The sequence below is a fragment of the Streptomyces sp. R28 genome (genome assembly GCF_041052385.1).
In the GTDB taxonomy this organism is placed as follows: Bacteria; Actinomycetota; Actinomycetes; order Streptomycetales; family Streptomycetaceae; genus Streptomyces.
In genome coordinates, this window is the sequence record NZ_CP163439.1 from 212,057 (window position 1) to 225,694 (window position 13,638).

Here is a 13,638-nt window from a genome sequence, read left to right on the forward strand (position 1 = left end):
CGGCGAATGGCGAAGTACTTCGACGTGCACCCCGACAACCCCCAGCCGCGCACCATCACCCAGGTCGCCGACAGCGTCCGCTCCGGTGCGCTCATCGCGTATCCGACGGACTCCTGTTATGCGCTGGGCTGCCGACTGGGCAGCCGCGACGGCATCGACCGGATCCGGACCATTCGCCGACTGGACGACCGGCACCATTTCACCCTCGTCTGCCAGGACTTCGCGCAGCTCGGCCAGTTCGTGCTGGTCGACAAGGACGTGTTCCGCGCGATCAAGGCCTCCACGCCCGGCAGCTACACCTTCATCCTGCCCGCGACGAAGGAGGTGCCGCGCATGCTCCAGCATCCGAAGAAGAAGACGGTCGGCGTGCGCATCCCCGCCCACGTCGTCACCCAGGCGCTGCTCGCCGAGCTCGGGGAGCCGCTGTTGTCCAGCACGCTGCTGCTGCCCGACGAGGACGAGCCGATGACCCAGGGCTGGGAGATCAAGGACCGGCTGGACCATGTGCTGGACGCGGTGGTCGACTCCGGGGACTGCGGCACCGAGCCGACGACGGTGATCGACTTCTCGGGCGGCGAGGCCGAGATCGTACGCAAGGGAGCGGGCGACACGTCCCGGTTCGAGTGAGATGAGCCGAGTGGGGGTGGTCGCGGCGCCCTGAGGCCTGCGTGCCACGATGACCTCGGCCCGGCCCCTCCCCCGGGCCGGCCCTCGCCTACGCCCCCACGCAGAGAGGCACGTCCCAGCCATGACCGCCGTACAGGGAACCACCGTCGACCTCCCCACCGAGGACGGCACCGTCGACGCCTATCTGGCCCATCCCGCTGACGGGGAACCTCATCCGGCGGTCCTGCTCTACATGGACGCCTTCGGTCTGCGGCCCCGGCTCACCGAGATGGCGGACCGCCTCGCCGAGGCCGGGTACACGGTGCTGGTGCCCAACGTGTTCTACCGTCACGGGCGCGCTCCGGTGGTCGAGTTGCCCGAGTTCATCGATCCCGGCGCCCGGCCGGAGATCTTCGAGAACATCATGCCGATCATGCGGGCGCTGACACCCGAACGCGCGATGCGGGACGCCGGCGCCTATCTGCGCTGGCTGGCCGACTGCCCCGTGGCGGCCGACGGCCCGGTGGCGCTGACCGGCTACTGCATGGGCGCGCGGCTCTCCCTGCTCACCGCCGGCACGTACCCGGACCGGGTCGCGGCGGCGGGCGGATTCCACGGCGGACGGCTCGCGACGCAGACGCCGGACAGCCCGCACCTGGTGGCCGGGCACATCACCGCCGAGCTGTACTTCGGCCATGCGGACCAGGACCCGTCCCTACCGGTCGAGCAGATCGAGCGCCTCGAGACCGCGCTCACCGAGGCGGGGGTCCGGCACCACTGCGAGGTCTACCCGGGGGCGGGACACGGGTTCACACAGGCCGACACCTCCGCGTACAACGCCGAGGCGGACGAACGGCACTGGGCGGCGCTGCTCGATCTGCTGAAGCGGACGTTCTGAGCCGCTCCACCACTCAAGCCGCGGCATCCCCGTAAGACCCGGACACGAAGGCCAGGATGTGCGGGACCGCCTCGCGGAGCGTGACGAAGTGGCGATGCACGCCCTCCACCGCGAACGCGGCGTTCACGCCCCACACCGTCATCCCCGCGCGCAGCCCGGACTGCACACCCGAGGGGGCGTCCTCGATGACCAGGCAGTCTCCCGGCTCGGCAGCCAGCCGCGCGGCGGCCCGCGCATACGGCACGGGAGACGGCTTGCCCTCCTCGACCGCGGCCGCGTCCACGATCACGTCCGGCACCGGCAGGCCCGTCCGCAGGAACCGGCCGCGCACCCGGTGCTCGTAGTTCGACGTCACGAGCGCCCAGGACCCCGGTGGCAGGCCGTGCAGCAGCTCCGAGGCGCCGTCGAAAGCCGCGTAGACGCCGGACCGGACGTCGTCGTCCTCCAGCTCGTGCAGCGTGGCCAGGCACTCGCGCGGATCGTGGTCCGCAGCGACTTGGCTGAACGTCTCCATCGGCCGCGTCCGCAGGGCTACCTGGTAGACCTCCTCCGCATCCAGCCCGTACCGCTCCGCCCAGGTTGCCCAGACCCGGCGCTGGTTGCTCACCGCGTCGATCAACGTGCCGTCGACATCGAACAGTACGTACTTCATACGGCCTGGCCGGCCCGGTTCACTGGTCACGCATCGATCATGCCAGGCAGCGGACAGACGGCTGCGGGCGTGGTGACGCCGAGGTGGCGGCTTGCTGCAACAAGGTGCCTTCGGGGGCGGTGCCCAGCATGGCGCCGTGGTGTCGTCGGCCCGCCACCGGCAACCTGCTGGACTGAGGGGCGCGCGTCCGATCGCACAACGAGAGCAGCCGGGAGATCCGAGATGACGACGAAGGCGAACCTGCCCGAGGTGGTGTCCCGCGAGGAGTGGCTTGCCGCGCGCAAGGAGTTGTTGGCCGGGGAGAAGGAGCTGACCCGGGCACGCGACCGGGTCAACGCCGAGCGGCGACGGCTGCCGATGGTCCGCATCGACAAGCCGTACGCCTTCGAAGGCCCCGACGGTCAGGTGAGCCTGCTCGACCTTTTCGAGGGTCGGCCCCAACTGGTCATGCACCACTTCATGTGGACCTACGACATCGACGCCGACGGCACCGAGCAGCCCCGCGACACCGGCTGTTCCAGCTGCTCGACCGCGGCCGACCAGATCCCGGCCACGCTGCGGCAGTTGCACGTACGCAACACGACGCTGGTCGCCGTGACACGGGCGCCGTACACGAAGCTCGCCGCGTTCCGCGAGCGGATGGGATGGACCTTCCCCTGGTACTCCTCGGCCGGCAGCGACTTCAACTACGACTTCCACGCCACCGTCGACGACCGGGTCGCGCCGGTCCAGGTCAACCACCGCAGCGAGGCCGAGCTCGCCGAGGCGGGGCGGCCGTGGTCGGAGCGGATGCGGGGCGACTATCCGGGCATCAGCGCGTTCCTGCGTGCCGGGGACGAGGTCTTCCACACCTACTCGACGTTCGGCCGTGGCATCGAACAGTTCCACTACGGCATCCCCTACCTCGACCTCACCGCACTCGGCCGCCAGGAGCCGTGGGAGGAGCCCAAGGGACGCGCGACCTCACTCGGCCTGCATGTCGGCGGCCCCGCGCTGCGCCTCCCCGACGAATACGGCGTCTGACGATGCGGCGGCGAGCGTCCTCTGCGGCGCCCCCATCCCGGTGGTGCGCGACCGCGCGCTCAGCCGACGGGAGCGCCGAACCACTTCGGCAGCCCGCTGAGCAGGTCCTGCTGGTCTTCCCCGACCCACGCCACGTGGCCGTCCGGCCGCAGGAGTACCGCGGGCAGGTCCAGTTCCTCACTGACGTCGACGACGTGGTCGACGCGATCCGCCCAGCCCTCCACCGACAGCCGGCCGGTCTGGTCGAGCAGCAGCCCACGGCCGCCGCGCATCAGCTCGTAGAGGCGACCGCGCTTCAGCGTGATGTCCCGCAAGCGCCGGCCGAGCAGTTCATGGCCGTCGCCGAAGTCGTAGCGGACTCCGATCGCGGTGATCTTCTCGATCAGGTACCGGTTCACGTCCTCGAACTCCATCAGCTGCGACAGCAGCCGGCGCAGTGCCTGCGGCCCCGGCTCGGTGGACAGCAGCTCCATCTGGGCGCGGGTGTTGTGCAGGACGTCGGCGGCCACCGGGTGCCGTTCGGTGTGGTAGCTGTCCAGCAGCCCCTCCGGTGCCCAGCCGCGCACCTCGGCGACCAGTTTCCAGCCGAGGTTGAACGCGTCCTGGATGCCGATGTTGAGCCCCTGTCCGCCGGTCGGCGGGTGGATGTGCGCCGCGTCGCCGGCCAGCAGCACCCGGCCGACCCGGTAGCGCTCGGCCTGCCGGGTGGCATCGCCGAAGCGGGAGAGCCAGCGCGGTGAGTGCACGCCGAAGTCCGTACCGGCGACCGCCCGGAGCTGTTTCCTGAACTCCTCGAGGGTCGGCGCGACCGAGCGGTCCTCGCTCACCCCCTCGGCGGGCACGACGACGCGGTACACCCCGTCTCCCATAGGTCCGAGGCCGAACAGCTTCTGCGTCTTGCGGACTTCGGTCACCACGGCGGTCACGGTCTCCGGCGGCACGCCCACCTCCATCGCTCCCAGCAGCGTCTCGACCCTGGTGGCCTCACCGGGGAAGCCGACACCGAGCAGCTTGCGCACCGTGCTGCGGCCGCCGTCGCAGCCGACGAGGTAGCGCGAGCGCAGCCGCGTGCCGTCGGCCAGTTCGGCGGTCACCCCGTCCTCGTCCTGGCTCAGCCCGGCCAGCTCGCAGCCGCGCCGGATCTCGGCGCCGAGTTCGACGGCGCGCTCGGCCAGGAGGCGATCGGTGGTGGTCTGCGGGATGCCGAGGACGTAGCCGTGTGCGGTGTCCATCCGTTCGGGCCACGGCACGTCGATGGCGGCGAAGAAGCCGCCGACCCTGTACTGCTTTCCGTTCGCGAGGAACTGCTCCAGCAGTCCGCGCTGGTCCATCACCTCGATGCTGCGCACATGCAGGCCGAGCGCGCGAACGAACGCGGCCGGCTCCGCCTCCTTCTCCAGCACGAGCACGTTCACGCCGTGCAGCCGCAGCTCACCGGCCAGCATCAAGCCGGTCGGGCCGGCGCCGACCACGATCACGTCGATCCCGTTGATCCCGTCGTTCACGAGAACCCCCATTTGACGATGTTGATATTCGGCCGGTCGCGCCGCGGGTCCCACCGGCGGTGGCACGTCCCCGCCTGCCCATTACGTCGACAGCAGCGCCCGCACTTCGCGAATCCCCGATTTGCGCAGGTCCCGGCTTCGACCGCCGATTCTGCGGCACGACCCGGGCCTTGCCGCAAGCCCCCCAGTGCGCTATAAGTTGAGAGTGGCAAGGAGTGCGAAACCTCCTTGCCTTTGTTTTTGTCGGCCCCGCTCGCCCTCAGGCGACGCGCTCATGCCCTCGCCGGTACCGGCCGCCGTACCAGATAGACGGCTGCGGTCGAGACGAGGACGGCCATGCAGGCGATGAACACGAGTCCCGCGCCCTCCAGACCGATCGGGCCCGTCAGTACCCCCACGCCGATGACCGGGACCGAGATGCCCGCGTACGCCACCACGAACAGCGTCGAGATGACCGCTGCGCGCCGGTCTGCCGGAGATGCCTCGGCCACCGTGGCCAGCGCCCCACGAAACGCCAGCCCCTGCCCGCCCCCACCGACGAGCGCACTCGCCACCACCAGTGCCATCAGGTCCCACCGCAGCGCCCCCGCGAGCAGCGCGAGCCCGGCGAGGAGTGCGGCGCAGCCCAGCGGCAGCGATCGCCCCACCCCGACCCGGCCGACGGCGAGTTGCCCGGCGGTCGAGGCGAAGAAGGCCAGCGCCACGACGAGCCCGCTCACGGCGTGGTTGTCCACGTCGAGGGACTCCGCGAGGAACGCCGGGCTGACCGACGTGAACACCCCGAACAGCGCGAACCCCACGAACGAGGCGATCGCCGCGGGCCCGAACACCGCCCGCACCTGCGCGGGCAGTCCGGGCCGCTGCGGCCGTACGGTGCTCAGCGGCGACCGCTCCCGTACCGTCTCCGGAAGTCGCAGCAGGACGGCGGCCGAGCCGGTCACCAGTGCGAGGTGCACGACGAACGGCAGGTACAGCGGCCAGACGGCGTACTGGGCGAGCACCCCGGCCAGCAACGGACCGCAGCCCAGTCCCCCCATGTTGGCCGCCGTGGCCACGAAGGTGGCCCTCGATGCGCCGCCATGAGGCGCCAACTCCATCACGTAAGCCGTGGCGGCGCCGGTGAACAGACCCGCGGACAGCCCCGACAGCAACCGCCCCGCGTAGAGCCAGCCCAGCCCGGTCGCGCACAGAAAGCAGACGGCACTCGCGGCCGCGAACCCCAGACCGCACAGCAGGACCGCACGCCTTCCCACCGCGTCCGAGGCGTTGCCCACCAGCAGCAGCACGCCGATGACCCCGAAGGCGTACACGGCGTACACGACGGTCACCGTCAGCTCGGAGAACCCGAACTTCTCCTGGTAGAGGGGGTAGAGGGGGGTCGGCAGTGTGGTGCCGGCCATGCACACGGCGAACACCGCCCCGCTGAGCCAGCACTCGCGCCACCCTCGACGATCGCCGTCCATGCCGCCGACGGTAACCCCGCACACCGCCCCGACGCCGCCCGGCACGCCCCCGGTACCCTCGCAAAGGGGCAGGCCGGCGGCCTGTCCGGCCTCGGCACAGACACGGTCCACGCGAGGGAGCGGGCCGTCGCCGGCTGAGTGCAGTCCTGGTCGACTGCACGCCCACCGGGGCACCTCCGGCACCGTCCAAGTCGCCCGCCGCCGTCCGGATGAGCGCCGCGATGAGCACCGACCGCGGGGATCGGGTGGCCGCCGTTCGGGGCGCGCTGCACTTCGCCCCGGCCAGGACGGTGGAGACGGTGTTGGTGGCCGTACCTGCGCCGGTGCCGGTGCAAGAAGCTGTTCCTCGACGGCGCCTGGATGGTTACCGGTGTGCCGGTGATCCGGCCAGGTGTGCGGCCACAGCCATCACGGTGACGGAAGCCAGGACAATACCGGCACCGACGTACAGCGGCGCCGTGTAGCCGAGACCCTCCGTGATGGCCACGCCCCCGAGCCAGGCGCCGAGGGCGTTGCCGAGGTTGGACGCGGACACGTTGGCGCCGGCGGGCAGCGCCGCTCCGTGGGCGTAGTCGGTGACGCGGGTGATCATGCCGGGCACGCCGGCGAAGCCGAAGAGACCCATCAGGAACACCAGAATCACCGACGCGACGGCGCTGTCGGCCAGCAGGCCGAACACGACCAGGGTGATGGTCAGTCCGAGCAGGGCCAGGACCAGGGCGCGGTCACGGTCGCGGTCGGCTGCTCGCCCGCCGATCAGGTTCCCGACGACCAGGCCGACGCCGTACACCATCAGCAACCAGGAGACGTCCGACGGCGAGAAACCGCCGACCTCGGTGAACGTGTAGGCGATGTAGCTGAACGCACCGAACATGCCGCCGTAGCTCAACGCCGTGGCCGTCAGCGTCAGCCAGACCTGCCAGGACCGGAACGCACGGAACTGGGCCCGCAGGCCGATGGGCGGTGCGGGACGTGAGCTGCTCGTCGCCGCTGTCGGCGGCTGTGCTCGGCCGGGGACGAGGGCGGCGATTGCTGCCAGCGCCAGTACGCCGATCGCGGTGACCGCCCAGAAGGCCGCCCGCCAGCCCCAACGCTCACCCACCCACGCGCCGAACGGCACGCCCAGCACGTTCGCGACCGTCAGGCCGGCGAACATGACGGCCACCGCGCGGGACTTCTTCTCCGGCGCGACCAGACTGCGGGCGACCAGCGAGCCGATGCCGAAGAACGAGCCGTGGCACAACGCCGCGACGATCCGGCCGAGCAGCATGACCTGATAGCTCGGTGCGACGGCCGACAGCAGGTTGCCGATGACGAACAGCGCCACCAGGCCGACCAGGACGGGCTTGCGGGGCAGTCGTGCCGTCGCCGCGGTCAGCGCGACGGCGCCGATCGCGACACTCAGCGCGTACCCGGAGATCAGCCGGCCCGCTGCCGCCTCGGACACGGCGAAACTGGACGCCACCTGCGGCAACAGCCCGGCGATCAGGAACTCGGTCAGCCCGATGCCGAACCCGCCCAGTGCCAGCGCGATCAGTCCGACGGGTATGCGTCGCCGTTCGGTTGTGCGCCCGGGTAGGAGGGAGTCCGTCGCCCCGAGCCCAGATTTGCTCATGGCTCCACCCTCAACCGCGGTGGCGGATCCGCCCATGGACAAAGATCGACGATGCTTGGACGAACGTGCGGGCAGGGTGTGTCAGTCACGCAGGTGATCGGTCCTTGCCGCCAACCCCCGGCGCAGGCACTCGGCGAGACGAGCGGCGATGGCGCCGTCCGGGTCGAGGCGCGGGTTGAAGATCGTGACGTCTAGCCCTACGGCTCCCGTGTCGCTCAGCGCCGTATGCAGTACGTCCTCCAGGTCCTCCCAGGTCAGCCCGCCCGGCTGGCGGTAGTCGACGGCCGGCATGAGCGCGTCGTCCAGGATGTCGACGTCGAGGTGGACCCAGAACCCGGCGCGGGTGCCGGTGCTGTCGGTGAGCCGGTCGATCGCCTGGCGCGCTGCCGTCCTGGCACCGGTCGCGCGCACGCCGTCGAGGTCGATCGCATGCAGGTGGGGTGGGAGCGGCTGCATCCCCGCCTCGGCCGACTCGGCTGCGTCGCGGAAGCCGAAGGCGACGACGTCCTCGTCCCGCAGCAGTGGTCCGCGGCCTTCGAGGTCGGTGAGCAGCCGGGGGCCGCGGCTCGTGGCCAGAGCGAGTTCCATCGAGGCCGCCTCACCCGTGGGCTCCGCCGAGGGCTGGTAGAAGTCGGTGTGGCCGTCGAGGAACAGCAGTCCATGGCGTCCACGGCGGCGCAGGGCGAGCAGGTTGCCGAGCAGGATGCTGCAGTCTCCGCCGAGGACGACGGGAAAACGCCCGGCGTCGAGTGCGCCGCCGACCGCGTCGGCCAGCCGGACGGAGTACTCCGCGATGCCGTGGGGGTTGAGGATCCCGGTGCCGGCGTCCCGCGTCGGCTCGTACGCCGATGGTTCGACCCGGCCCACCCGTACCGCATCGAGACCGACCAGCAGACCGGCGTCGAACAGGGCCTCCGGCAGGTCCTGGACCCCTGACGGCCGCAGCCCCAGCACGGACGGTGCCTCGATGATCGCCGGTTTCCGCATGTCCGGACCCTTCGGCTACTGGAGCGCGCCCTCACCCCATCTTCCTGTGACGGGGGGACTTACGCCATGTCCGGTTCGCGGGGGGCGCCGGTCGCCCTGCCTCCTGCTCAGGCCCTTACTGTGGGCGCAGCGATCATTGCCCTGGCCACGAGGAACGCCATGTCTGACAGCACTGCCCGGGCCCACTCTCCGGGAACCAGCCGCAGCACCTCGGCCACCATCCCGCCCAACATCCTGCGCTCCCTCGCCGGTGTCGTCGCCGATGGGTACGGTGTCGACCTCCAGCCCGAGCTGACCGGGGTGGGCCTGCACGAGGCGGTCATGAGCTCGGCGGCACTGCGGGTCTCGTACCGGCAGGGCAGTGCCGTCATCCGCCGGGCAGTGGAACTCACCGGGGACGCGCACCTCGGCCTGCGGGTGGGCGCCGCGCAGCATCTGACCGCGTGGGGGCTGCTCGGCTTCGCCCTGATGGCCGCCGCCACCCTGCGGGACGCCATCGAGACGGGCGTGCGGTTCCAGAACCTGTCGGGTGCCATGGTGGGTTGGCGGGCCGGTGCGCAGGACGCCGGGTATGTGCTGCGTGCCGAACTGCCCGATCCCGCGCTCGATCCTGCCGTGGGGGTGTTCCTCGCCGAGGAGGCGTTCGGCAGCGTCGTGACGTTGACCCGGCTGAGCAGCGGTGCCGAATTCGCCCCGCAGAGCGTCGAGTTCACCTTCCCCGCGCCTCGCGACACACGTCCGTTCACCGAGCTGTTCCGCTGCCCGGTGCGGTTCGCTGCCGACGAGAACCGCCTCGTGTTCCCCGCCGCCTGGGCCCGGCGGCCGATGCCGGGGCGCGACCCGGTCACCTACGCGGCCGTCCTGGAACTGCTGGAGGGGCAGATGGTGTCCCGTCGCGACCAGCAGGACCTGCTGGAGGTGCTGGAGATCTCGATCGCGCAGAGCCTCCCGAACGTGCCCTCGTTCGTCGAGCAGGCCCGCCGGCACGCCTCCAGCGAGCGCACGCTGCGCCGTCGGCTGGCCGAGTGCGGCACGACGTACGAGGCGGTCGTCGACGGAGTGCGCCGCGAGCGGGTCGAACAGCTGCTGCGGCGACCGGAGTTGACGATGCGTGACATCGCCCGGCAGGCCGGTTTCTCCGACGTGCGGGCACTCAGGCGGGCGGTGCACCGCTGGCACGGCGTGGCGCCCCTCCAGCTCCGCGCGCGGGAGGAGCGCCTCGACGGTTGAGCCTCGTCAGCGGGTGCGGATCCAGACCGTCTTCTCCCTGGTCCACTGCTGGAAGGCGTCGGTGGACTTCTCCGCCCCGCCGAACCCGGACTGCTTCCAGCCGCCGAACGGGGTGGTGATGTCGCCCTCGCTGTAGGCGTTGACCGACACCACACCCGCCTCGATCCCCCGCGCCATCCGCAAGGCGGTATCGAGGTCACGGGTCCAGACGGAGGCGGCGAGGCCGTATTCGGTGGCGTTGGCCAGTCGTATCGCCTCGTGCTCGGTGGTGAAGGTCTGGACGGTGACGACCGGGCCGAACAGTTCCCGTGTCACGGCGGCGCTGTCCGCGGGGGCTGCGGTGACGACGGTGGGCGGGTAGTAGGCGCCCTGCGGGTGCAGGTCCGCGGGCAGGCCACCGGTGTGGATGCGCGCGCCGGCGGATCGGGCCGATTCGACTGCCGACGCCACCCGGTTCCTGGCCGTGTGGTCGATCAGCGGGCCGATCCGCGTCTCCGGCTGGGCCGGGTCGCCGATGACGAGCGCCTCGGCCGCCCGGGTGAAGCGGTCGACGACCTCGTCGGCGATGTCCCGGTGGACCAGGACGCGGGAGCCTGCCGTGCAGTTCTGGCCCATGGTCAGGAACGCGGCCTCGATCATGTTCTCGATCAGCTCGTCGCCGTAGTCGAGCGCGTCCGGCAGCAGGACCTGGGGACTCTTGCCTCCCATCTCCAGGGACACCCGCTTGAAGTTGGTCTCGGCGGTGGCGGCCAGGATCCGGCGTCCTGTGGCGGTGGAGCCGGTGAAGGACAGGGCGCGCACCAGTGGGTCCCGGGCGAGGGCCTGACCGGTGACGGAGCCGTGGCCGGGAAGCACCGTGAGCACACCGTCCGGGAGGCCGGCCTCGGCTGCCAGGACGGCCAGGTGGAAGGTGGAGCGCGGCGTCGCCTCGGCCGGCTTGAGGAGCAGGCTATTGCCCGCCGCGAGTGCGGGTCCGACCTTCCAGGCGGCCATGGCCAGCGGGTAGTTCCAGGGCAGGATCGCCGCGGCCACCCCGACCGGCTCGCGGCTCACCAGCCCCAGACTCTCGCCGCCGGTGGGGGCGATGCGGCCGAAGACCTTGTCGGCCGCCTCCGCGAACCAGCGGATCGACTCGATCGCCCCGGGCACGTCGCCCGTACGGCACTCCGTGATCGGCTTTCCCGCGTCCTCGCTGTCCAGCCGGGCCAGGATCTCGGCGTCGCGCTCCATCAGCTCGGCCAGGCGCAGCAGCACCGCGGCGCGTTCGCGCGGCGAGCGCCCGGACCAGATACCGGTCTCGAAGATCCGCAGTGCCCGCTCGGCCGCCACCGCGACCCCGTCCGCGCCGACGGCGGGCACGGTGGTGATCAGCTCGCCGGTCGCCGGGTTGACGACGGGGAGCGTCTCCCCGGCGCGGCCCGTCCTCGCCCCGCTCATGCCTCCTCCACCAGTTCCCAGCGGCCGCCGATCCGACGGGCCAGCCCTCTGCGGCGCAGGTCCTCCAAATAGCGGGCCATGCCGCGCTCGCCACGCTTGCGGAACAGGGGGAAGAGCTTCGGCAGCAGGTTCGGCGCGAGCATGGCGCATCGCACCAGACGGGACTCGCCGGGCCGGACGTACGCCTCCAGCCGCGGCTTGTCCAGCATGCTCACGACCGCCCTGACGACGTCCGCAGGCTGTTGCGGCCGCTCCTGGAACTGCATGGAGTTCCCGCCGTCCACGGCCTCCTGGCGGAGCATCCGGGTGTCGGTCGCCGACGGCAGCACCGAACCGGCCTTGATCCCCTTGCCCCGCAGGTCCAGCCCGATGGCGAGCATCGCGCCGCGCAGCCCGAACTTCGACGCGGTGTAGATCGGGGTCTCACCCAGCGGGAAGATCCCGCCGAGGGAGACCGTGGTGATCACGCGCGGGTCGGCGGAGGCTCGCAGCAGCGGGATGGCGATCCGTGTCGTGACCAGCGGGGAGAGCAGGTTGAGGTCGATCTCCCGCTCGATGCTCTCGACGCTGCGCTCGTCGAAGCGTTCGGCGCTGGTCATGCCCACGTTGTTGACCAGGACGTCGACACGGCCGTGGGTGGCGGCCACGCTGTCCACCATCCGTTTCACCGCGGCACGGTCGAGCAGGTCGCAGCCCAGCCCGACATGGCCGCTGCCGGGCAGGTCGGCCGCCGTCCGCCCGGCCCGCGCCTCGTGGATGTCGGCCACGACGAGGCGGGCCCCGCCGGAGGCGAAGCGGTGGCACAGCGCGCTGCCGATGCCACCCGCGCCGCCGGTCACCACGATGACCTTGTCTCGGAAGTCGTACGTCATGACGCCACCGCCCGGTTCCGCCCGGACGTCACCTGGGGCGGCCGCCCCCGCGTGCGCCACCCCATCCCGGCGGCGACCTTGGCGAGGTACTTCTCGATGGCCTCGCTGTGGACGTACCCGGTGTGGCGTGGCGAGTCGACGAACCTCAGTCCGCCGGTCAGGTCGGGCCGGTCGCTGCGGATCATGCGGGCGAAGCGTTCGGCGGTCGGCAGTCCACTGCGCGCGTCACGGATGAAGGAGGCGATCAACTGTGCCTGGGCATCGAAGAGTTGGTAGGCGCCGGAGTTCGTCTCGACGAAGCCGACGCCGAACAGGCCCTCGTGCTCGCGGGAGAACGACGACAGGTACAGGTCCGGGTGCTGCTCGTCGCCGAAGTACTGCTGCGCGGCCGGCACTTTGTGGACATAGCCCGTCGCCAGCAGGATCAGGTCGAAGTCGTCGCTGGTGCCGTCGGTGAAGTGGACCGTGCTGCCGTCGGTGCGGGCGATCGCGGGCCTGGCCGTGATGTCACCGTGCTGAAGGTGGTGGATCAGCATCGAGTTGATGGCCGGGTGGGTCTCGAACAGCTTGTGGTCGGGCTTCTGCAGGCCGAGGCGGCGCGGGTCGCCGTTGACGATCCGCAGCAGCGTGCCGAAGAGCTTCTGTTGCAGCCACACCGGCAGGTGCGGTCCGCCCGCCGCGATGGTGTCCACCGGCCGCCCGAAGAGGTGCTTGGGGATGAACCAGTAGCCGCGCCGCATGCTGATCACCGCGCGTTCGGCGGCACGGGCCGCGTCGCAGGCGATGTCGAGGCCGGAGTTGCCCGCGCCGACCACCAGGACCCGCTTGCCGCGCAGTTCGTCGGTGCTGCGGTAGGTGACGGTGTGGCGTATCTCGCCGGTGAAGTGGCCCGGGACATCGGGGATGCTGGGGTGCCACTGCGCGCCCGTACACATCACCACCTGCCCGTGCCTGCTCTCCCGCCCGTCGGCCCTGGTCACCGTCCACGTGCCGTCGGGGTTCTTCGCCACCCCGCGGACCTCGGTGCCGAACTCGATCCGGTCCCGCAGCCCGTACGCCTCGGCGAACGAGGTCAGGTAGGACAGGATCTGCCGGTGCGGCGGATAGTCCGCGAAGTGGTCCGGCATCGGATAGCCGCCGAAACCGGACAGGGTCCTGCTGGAGATGAAGTGGGCCGACTCGTACATCGGGCTGCCCGGGTTGTCGATGTCCCACAGCCCGCCCGGCCCCGTGTGGCGCTCGATGTGCGTGTACGGAAGATCCCGCTCCGCCAGCGCCCTCGCGACCGCCAGCCCCGCGGGGCCCGCTCCGATGACGCACGTGTCGTGGTGGTTCTCGCTCACCGTTCCG

The 13,638-nt window shown here is 71.2% G+C and carries 12 protein-coding genes; 4 read left to right on the top strand and 8 right to left on the bottom strand.

Features of this window, described 5'->3' with window-relative positions:
- Nucleotides 1–6 precede the first annotated feature (6 nt).
- Nucleotides 7–627, top strand: coding sequence for an L-threonylcarbamoyladenylate synthase (locus AB5J49_RS00900; protein WP_274248915.1), 621 nt, complete (start codon nt 7–9; stop codon nt 625–627).
- A 121-nt stretch (nt 628–748) separates the two neighbouring features.
- Nucleotides 749–1,504 (top strand): dienelactone hydrolase family protein, encoded by a 756-nt coding sequence (locus AB5J49_RS00905; RefSeq protein WP_369166515.1) that lies wholly within the window; start codon nt 749–751, stop codon nt 1,502–1,504.
- Nucleotides 1,505–1,517: 13 nt separating this feature from the next.
- On the opposite strand, the gene AB5J49_RS00910 is transcribed toward AB5J49_RS00905, so the two are convergent.
- Nucleotides 1,518–2,186 (bottom strand): HAD-IA family hydrolase, encoded by a 669-nt coding sequence (locus tag AB5J49_RS00910; protein WP_369166516.1) that lies wholly within the window; start codon nt 2,184–2,186, stop codon nt 1,518–1,520.
- 192 nt (nt 2,187–2,378) lie between these two features.
- Between AB5J49_RS00910 and AB5J49_RS00915 the strand changes: the two genes are divergently transcribed.
- A complete protein-coding gene (locus AB5J49_RS00915) occupies nt 2,379–3,179 on the top strand; it encodes a DUF899 domain-containing protein (protein WP_369166517.1) in 801 nt (266 codons plus the stop codon).
- Between the two features lie 59 nt (nt 3,180–3,238).
- Here the strand turns inward: AB5J49_RS00915 and rox are convergent, their stop codons facing one another.
- From rox to AB5J49_RS00935, 4 genes are all read right to left on the bottom strand, one after another.
- Nucleotides 3,239–4,696, bottom strand: coding sequence for a rifampin monooxygenase (gene rox, locus AB5J49_RS00920; RefSeq protein ID WP_369166518.1), 1,458 nt, complete (start codon nt 4,694–4,696; stop codon nt 3,239–3,241).
- Between the two features lie 260 nt (nt 4,697–4,956).
- Nucleotides 4,957–6,147 (bottom strand): MFS transporter, encoded by a 1,191-nt coding sequence (locus tag AB5J49_RS00925; protein WP_369166519.1) that lies wholly within the window; start codon nt 6,145–6,147, stop codon nt 4,957–4,959.
- Nucleotides 6,148–6,511: 364 nt separating this feature from the next.
- Nucleotides 6,512–7,696, bottom strand: coding sequence for an MFS transporter (locus tag AB5J49_RS00930; RefSeq protein WP_369175007.1), 1,185 nt, complete (start codon nt 7,694–7,696; stop codon nt 6,512–6,514).
- Between the two features lie 147 nt (nt 7,697–7,843).
- Entirely contained in the window at nt 7,844–8,749 is a 906-nt protein-coding gene (locus tag AB5J49_RS00935; RefSeq protein ID WP_369166520.1) for an arginase family protein, read from the bottom strand.
- 159 nt (nt 8,750–8,908) lie between these two features.
- On the opposite strand from AB5J49_RS00935, the gene AB5J49_RS00940 reads away from it, so the two are divergent.
- On the top strand, nt 8,909–9,979 hold the full coding sequence (locus AB5J49_RS00940) for an AraC family transcriptional regulator ligand-binding domain-containing protein (RefSeq protein ID WP_369166521.1): 1,071 nt from the start codon (nt 8,909–8,911) through the stop codon (nt 9,977–9,979).
- A 6-nt stretch (nt 9,980–9,985) separates the two neighbouring features.
- Here AB5J49_RS00940 and AB5J49_RS00945 read toward each other — a convergent pair whose 3' ends face one another.
- Genes AB5J49_RS00945 through AB5J49_RS00955 form a run of 3 tightly spaced genes read right to left on the bottom strand, consistent with a single transcriptional unit; the run spans nt 9,986 to nt 13,631 of the window.
- The gene (locus tag AB5J49_RS00945) at nt 9,986–11,416 is read right to left on the bottom strand and encodes an aldehyde dehydrogenase family protein (RefSeq protein WP_369166522.1); all 1,431 of its coding nucleotides are present in this window, start codon (nt 11,414–11,416) and stop codon (nt 9,986–9,988) included.
- Nucleotides 11,413–12,288, bottom strand: a complete 876-nt coding sequence (locus AB5J49_RS00950; protein ID WP_369166523.1) for an SDR family NAD(P)-dependent oxidoreductase — start codon at nt 12,286–12,288, stop codon at nt 11,413–11,415. Before AB5J49_RS00950 ends, AB5J49_RS00945 begins: the two co-directional genes overlap by 4 nt.
- The gene (locus AB5J49_RS00955; protein ID WP_369166524.1) at nt 12,285–13,631 is read right to left on the bottom strand and encodes a flavin-containing monooxygenase; all 1,347 of its coding nucleotides are present in this window, start codon (nt 13,629–13,631) and stop codon (nt 12,285–12,287) included. Before AB5J49_RS00955 ends, AB5J49_RS00950 begins: the two co-directional genes overlap by 4 nt.
- Nucleotides 13,632–13,638 lie beyond the last annotated feature (7 nt).

Excerpts from the sequence above, each read along its gene's own strand:
- AB5J49_RS00945 (WP_369166522.1), bottom strand. The coding sequence starts at position 11,416 with ATGAGCGGGGCGAGGACGGGCCGCGCCGGGGAGACGCTCCCCGTCGTC.
- AB5J49_RS00925 (WP_369166519.1), bottom strand. The coding sequence starts at position 6,147 with ATGGACGGCGATCGTCGAGGGTGGCGCGAGTGCTGGCTCAGCGGGGCG.
- AB5J49_RS00940 (WP_369166521.1), top strand. The coding sequence starts at position 8,909 with ATGTCTGACAGCACTGCCCGGGCCCACTCTCCGGGAACCAGCCGCAGC.
- AB5J49_RS00935 (WP_369166520.1), bottom strand. The coding sequence starts at position 8,749 with ATGCGGAAACCGGCGATCATCGAGGCACCGTCCGTGCTGGGGCTGCGG.
- AB5J49_RS00950 (WP_369166523.1), bottom strand. The coding sequence starts at position 12,288 with ATGACGTACGACTTCCGAGACAAGGTCATCGTGGTGACCGGCGGCGCG.
- AB5J49_RS00915 (WP_369166517.1), top strand. The coding sequence starts at position 2,379 with ATGACGACGAAGGCGAACCTGCCCGAGGTGGTGTCCCGCGAGGAGTGG.
- rox (WP_369166518.1), bottom strand. The coding sequence starts at position 4,696 with ATGGGGGTTCTCGTGAACGACGGGATCAACGGGATCGACGTGATCGTG.
- AB5J49_RS00905 (WP_369166515.1), top strand. The coding sequence starts at position 749 with ATGACCGCCGTACAGGGAACCACCGTCGACCTCCCCACCGAGGACGGC.
- AB5J49_RS00900 (WP_274248915.1), top strand. The coding sequence starts at position 7 with ATGGCGAAGTACTTCGACGTGCACCCCGACAACCCCCAGCCGCGCACC.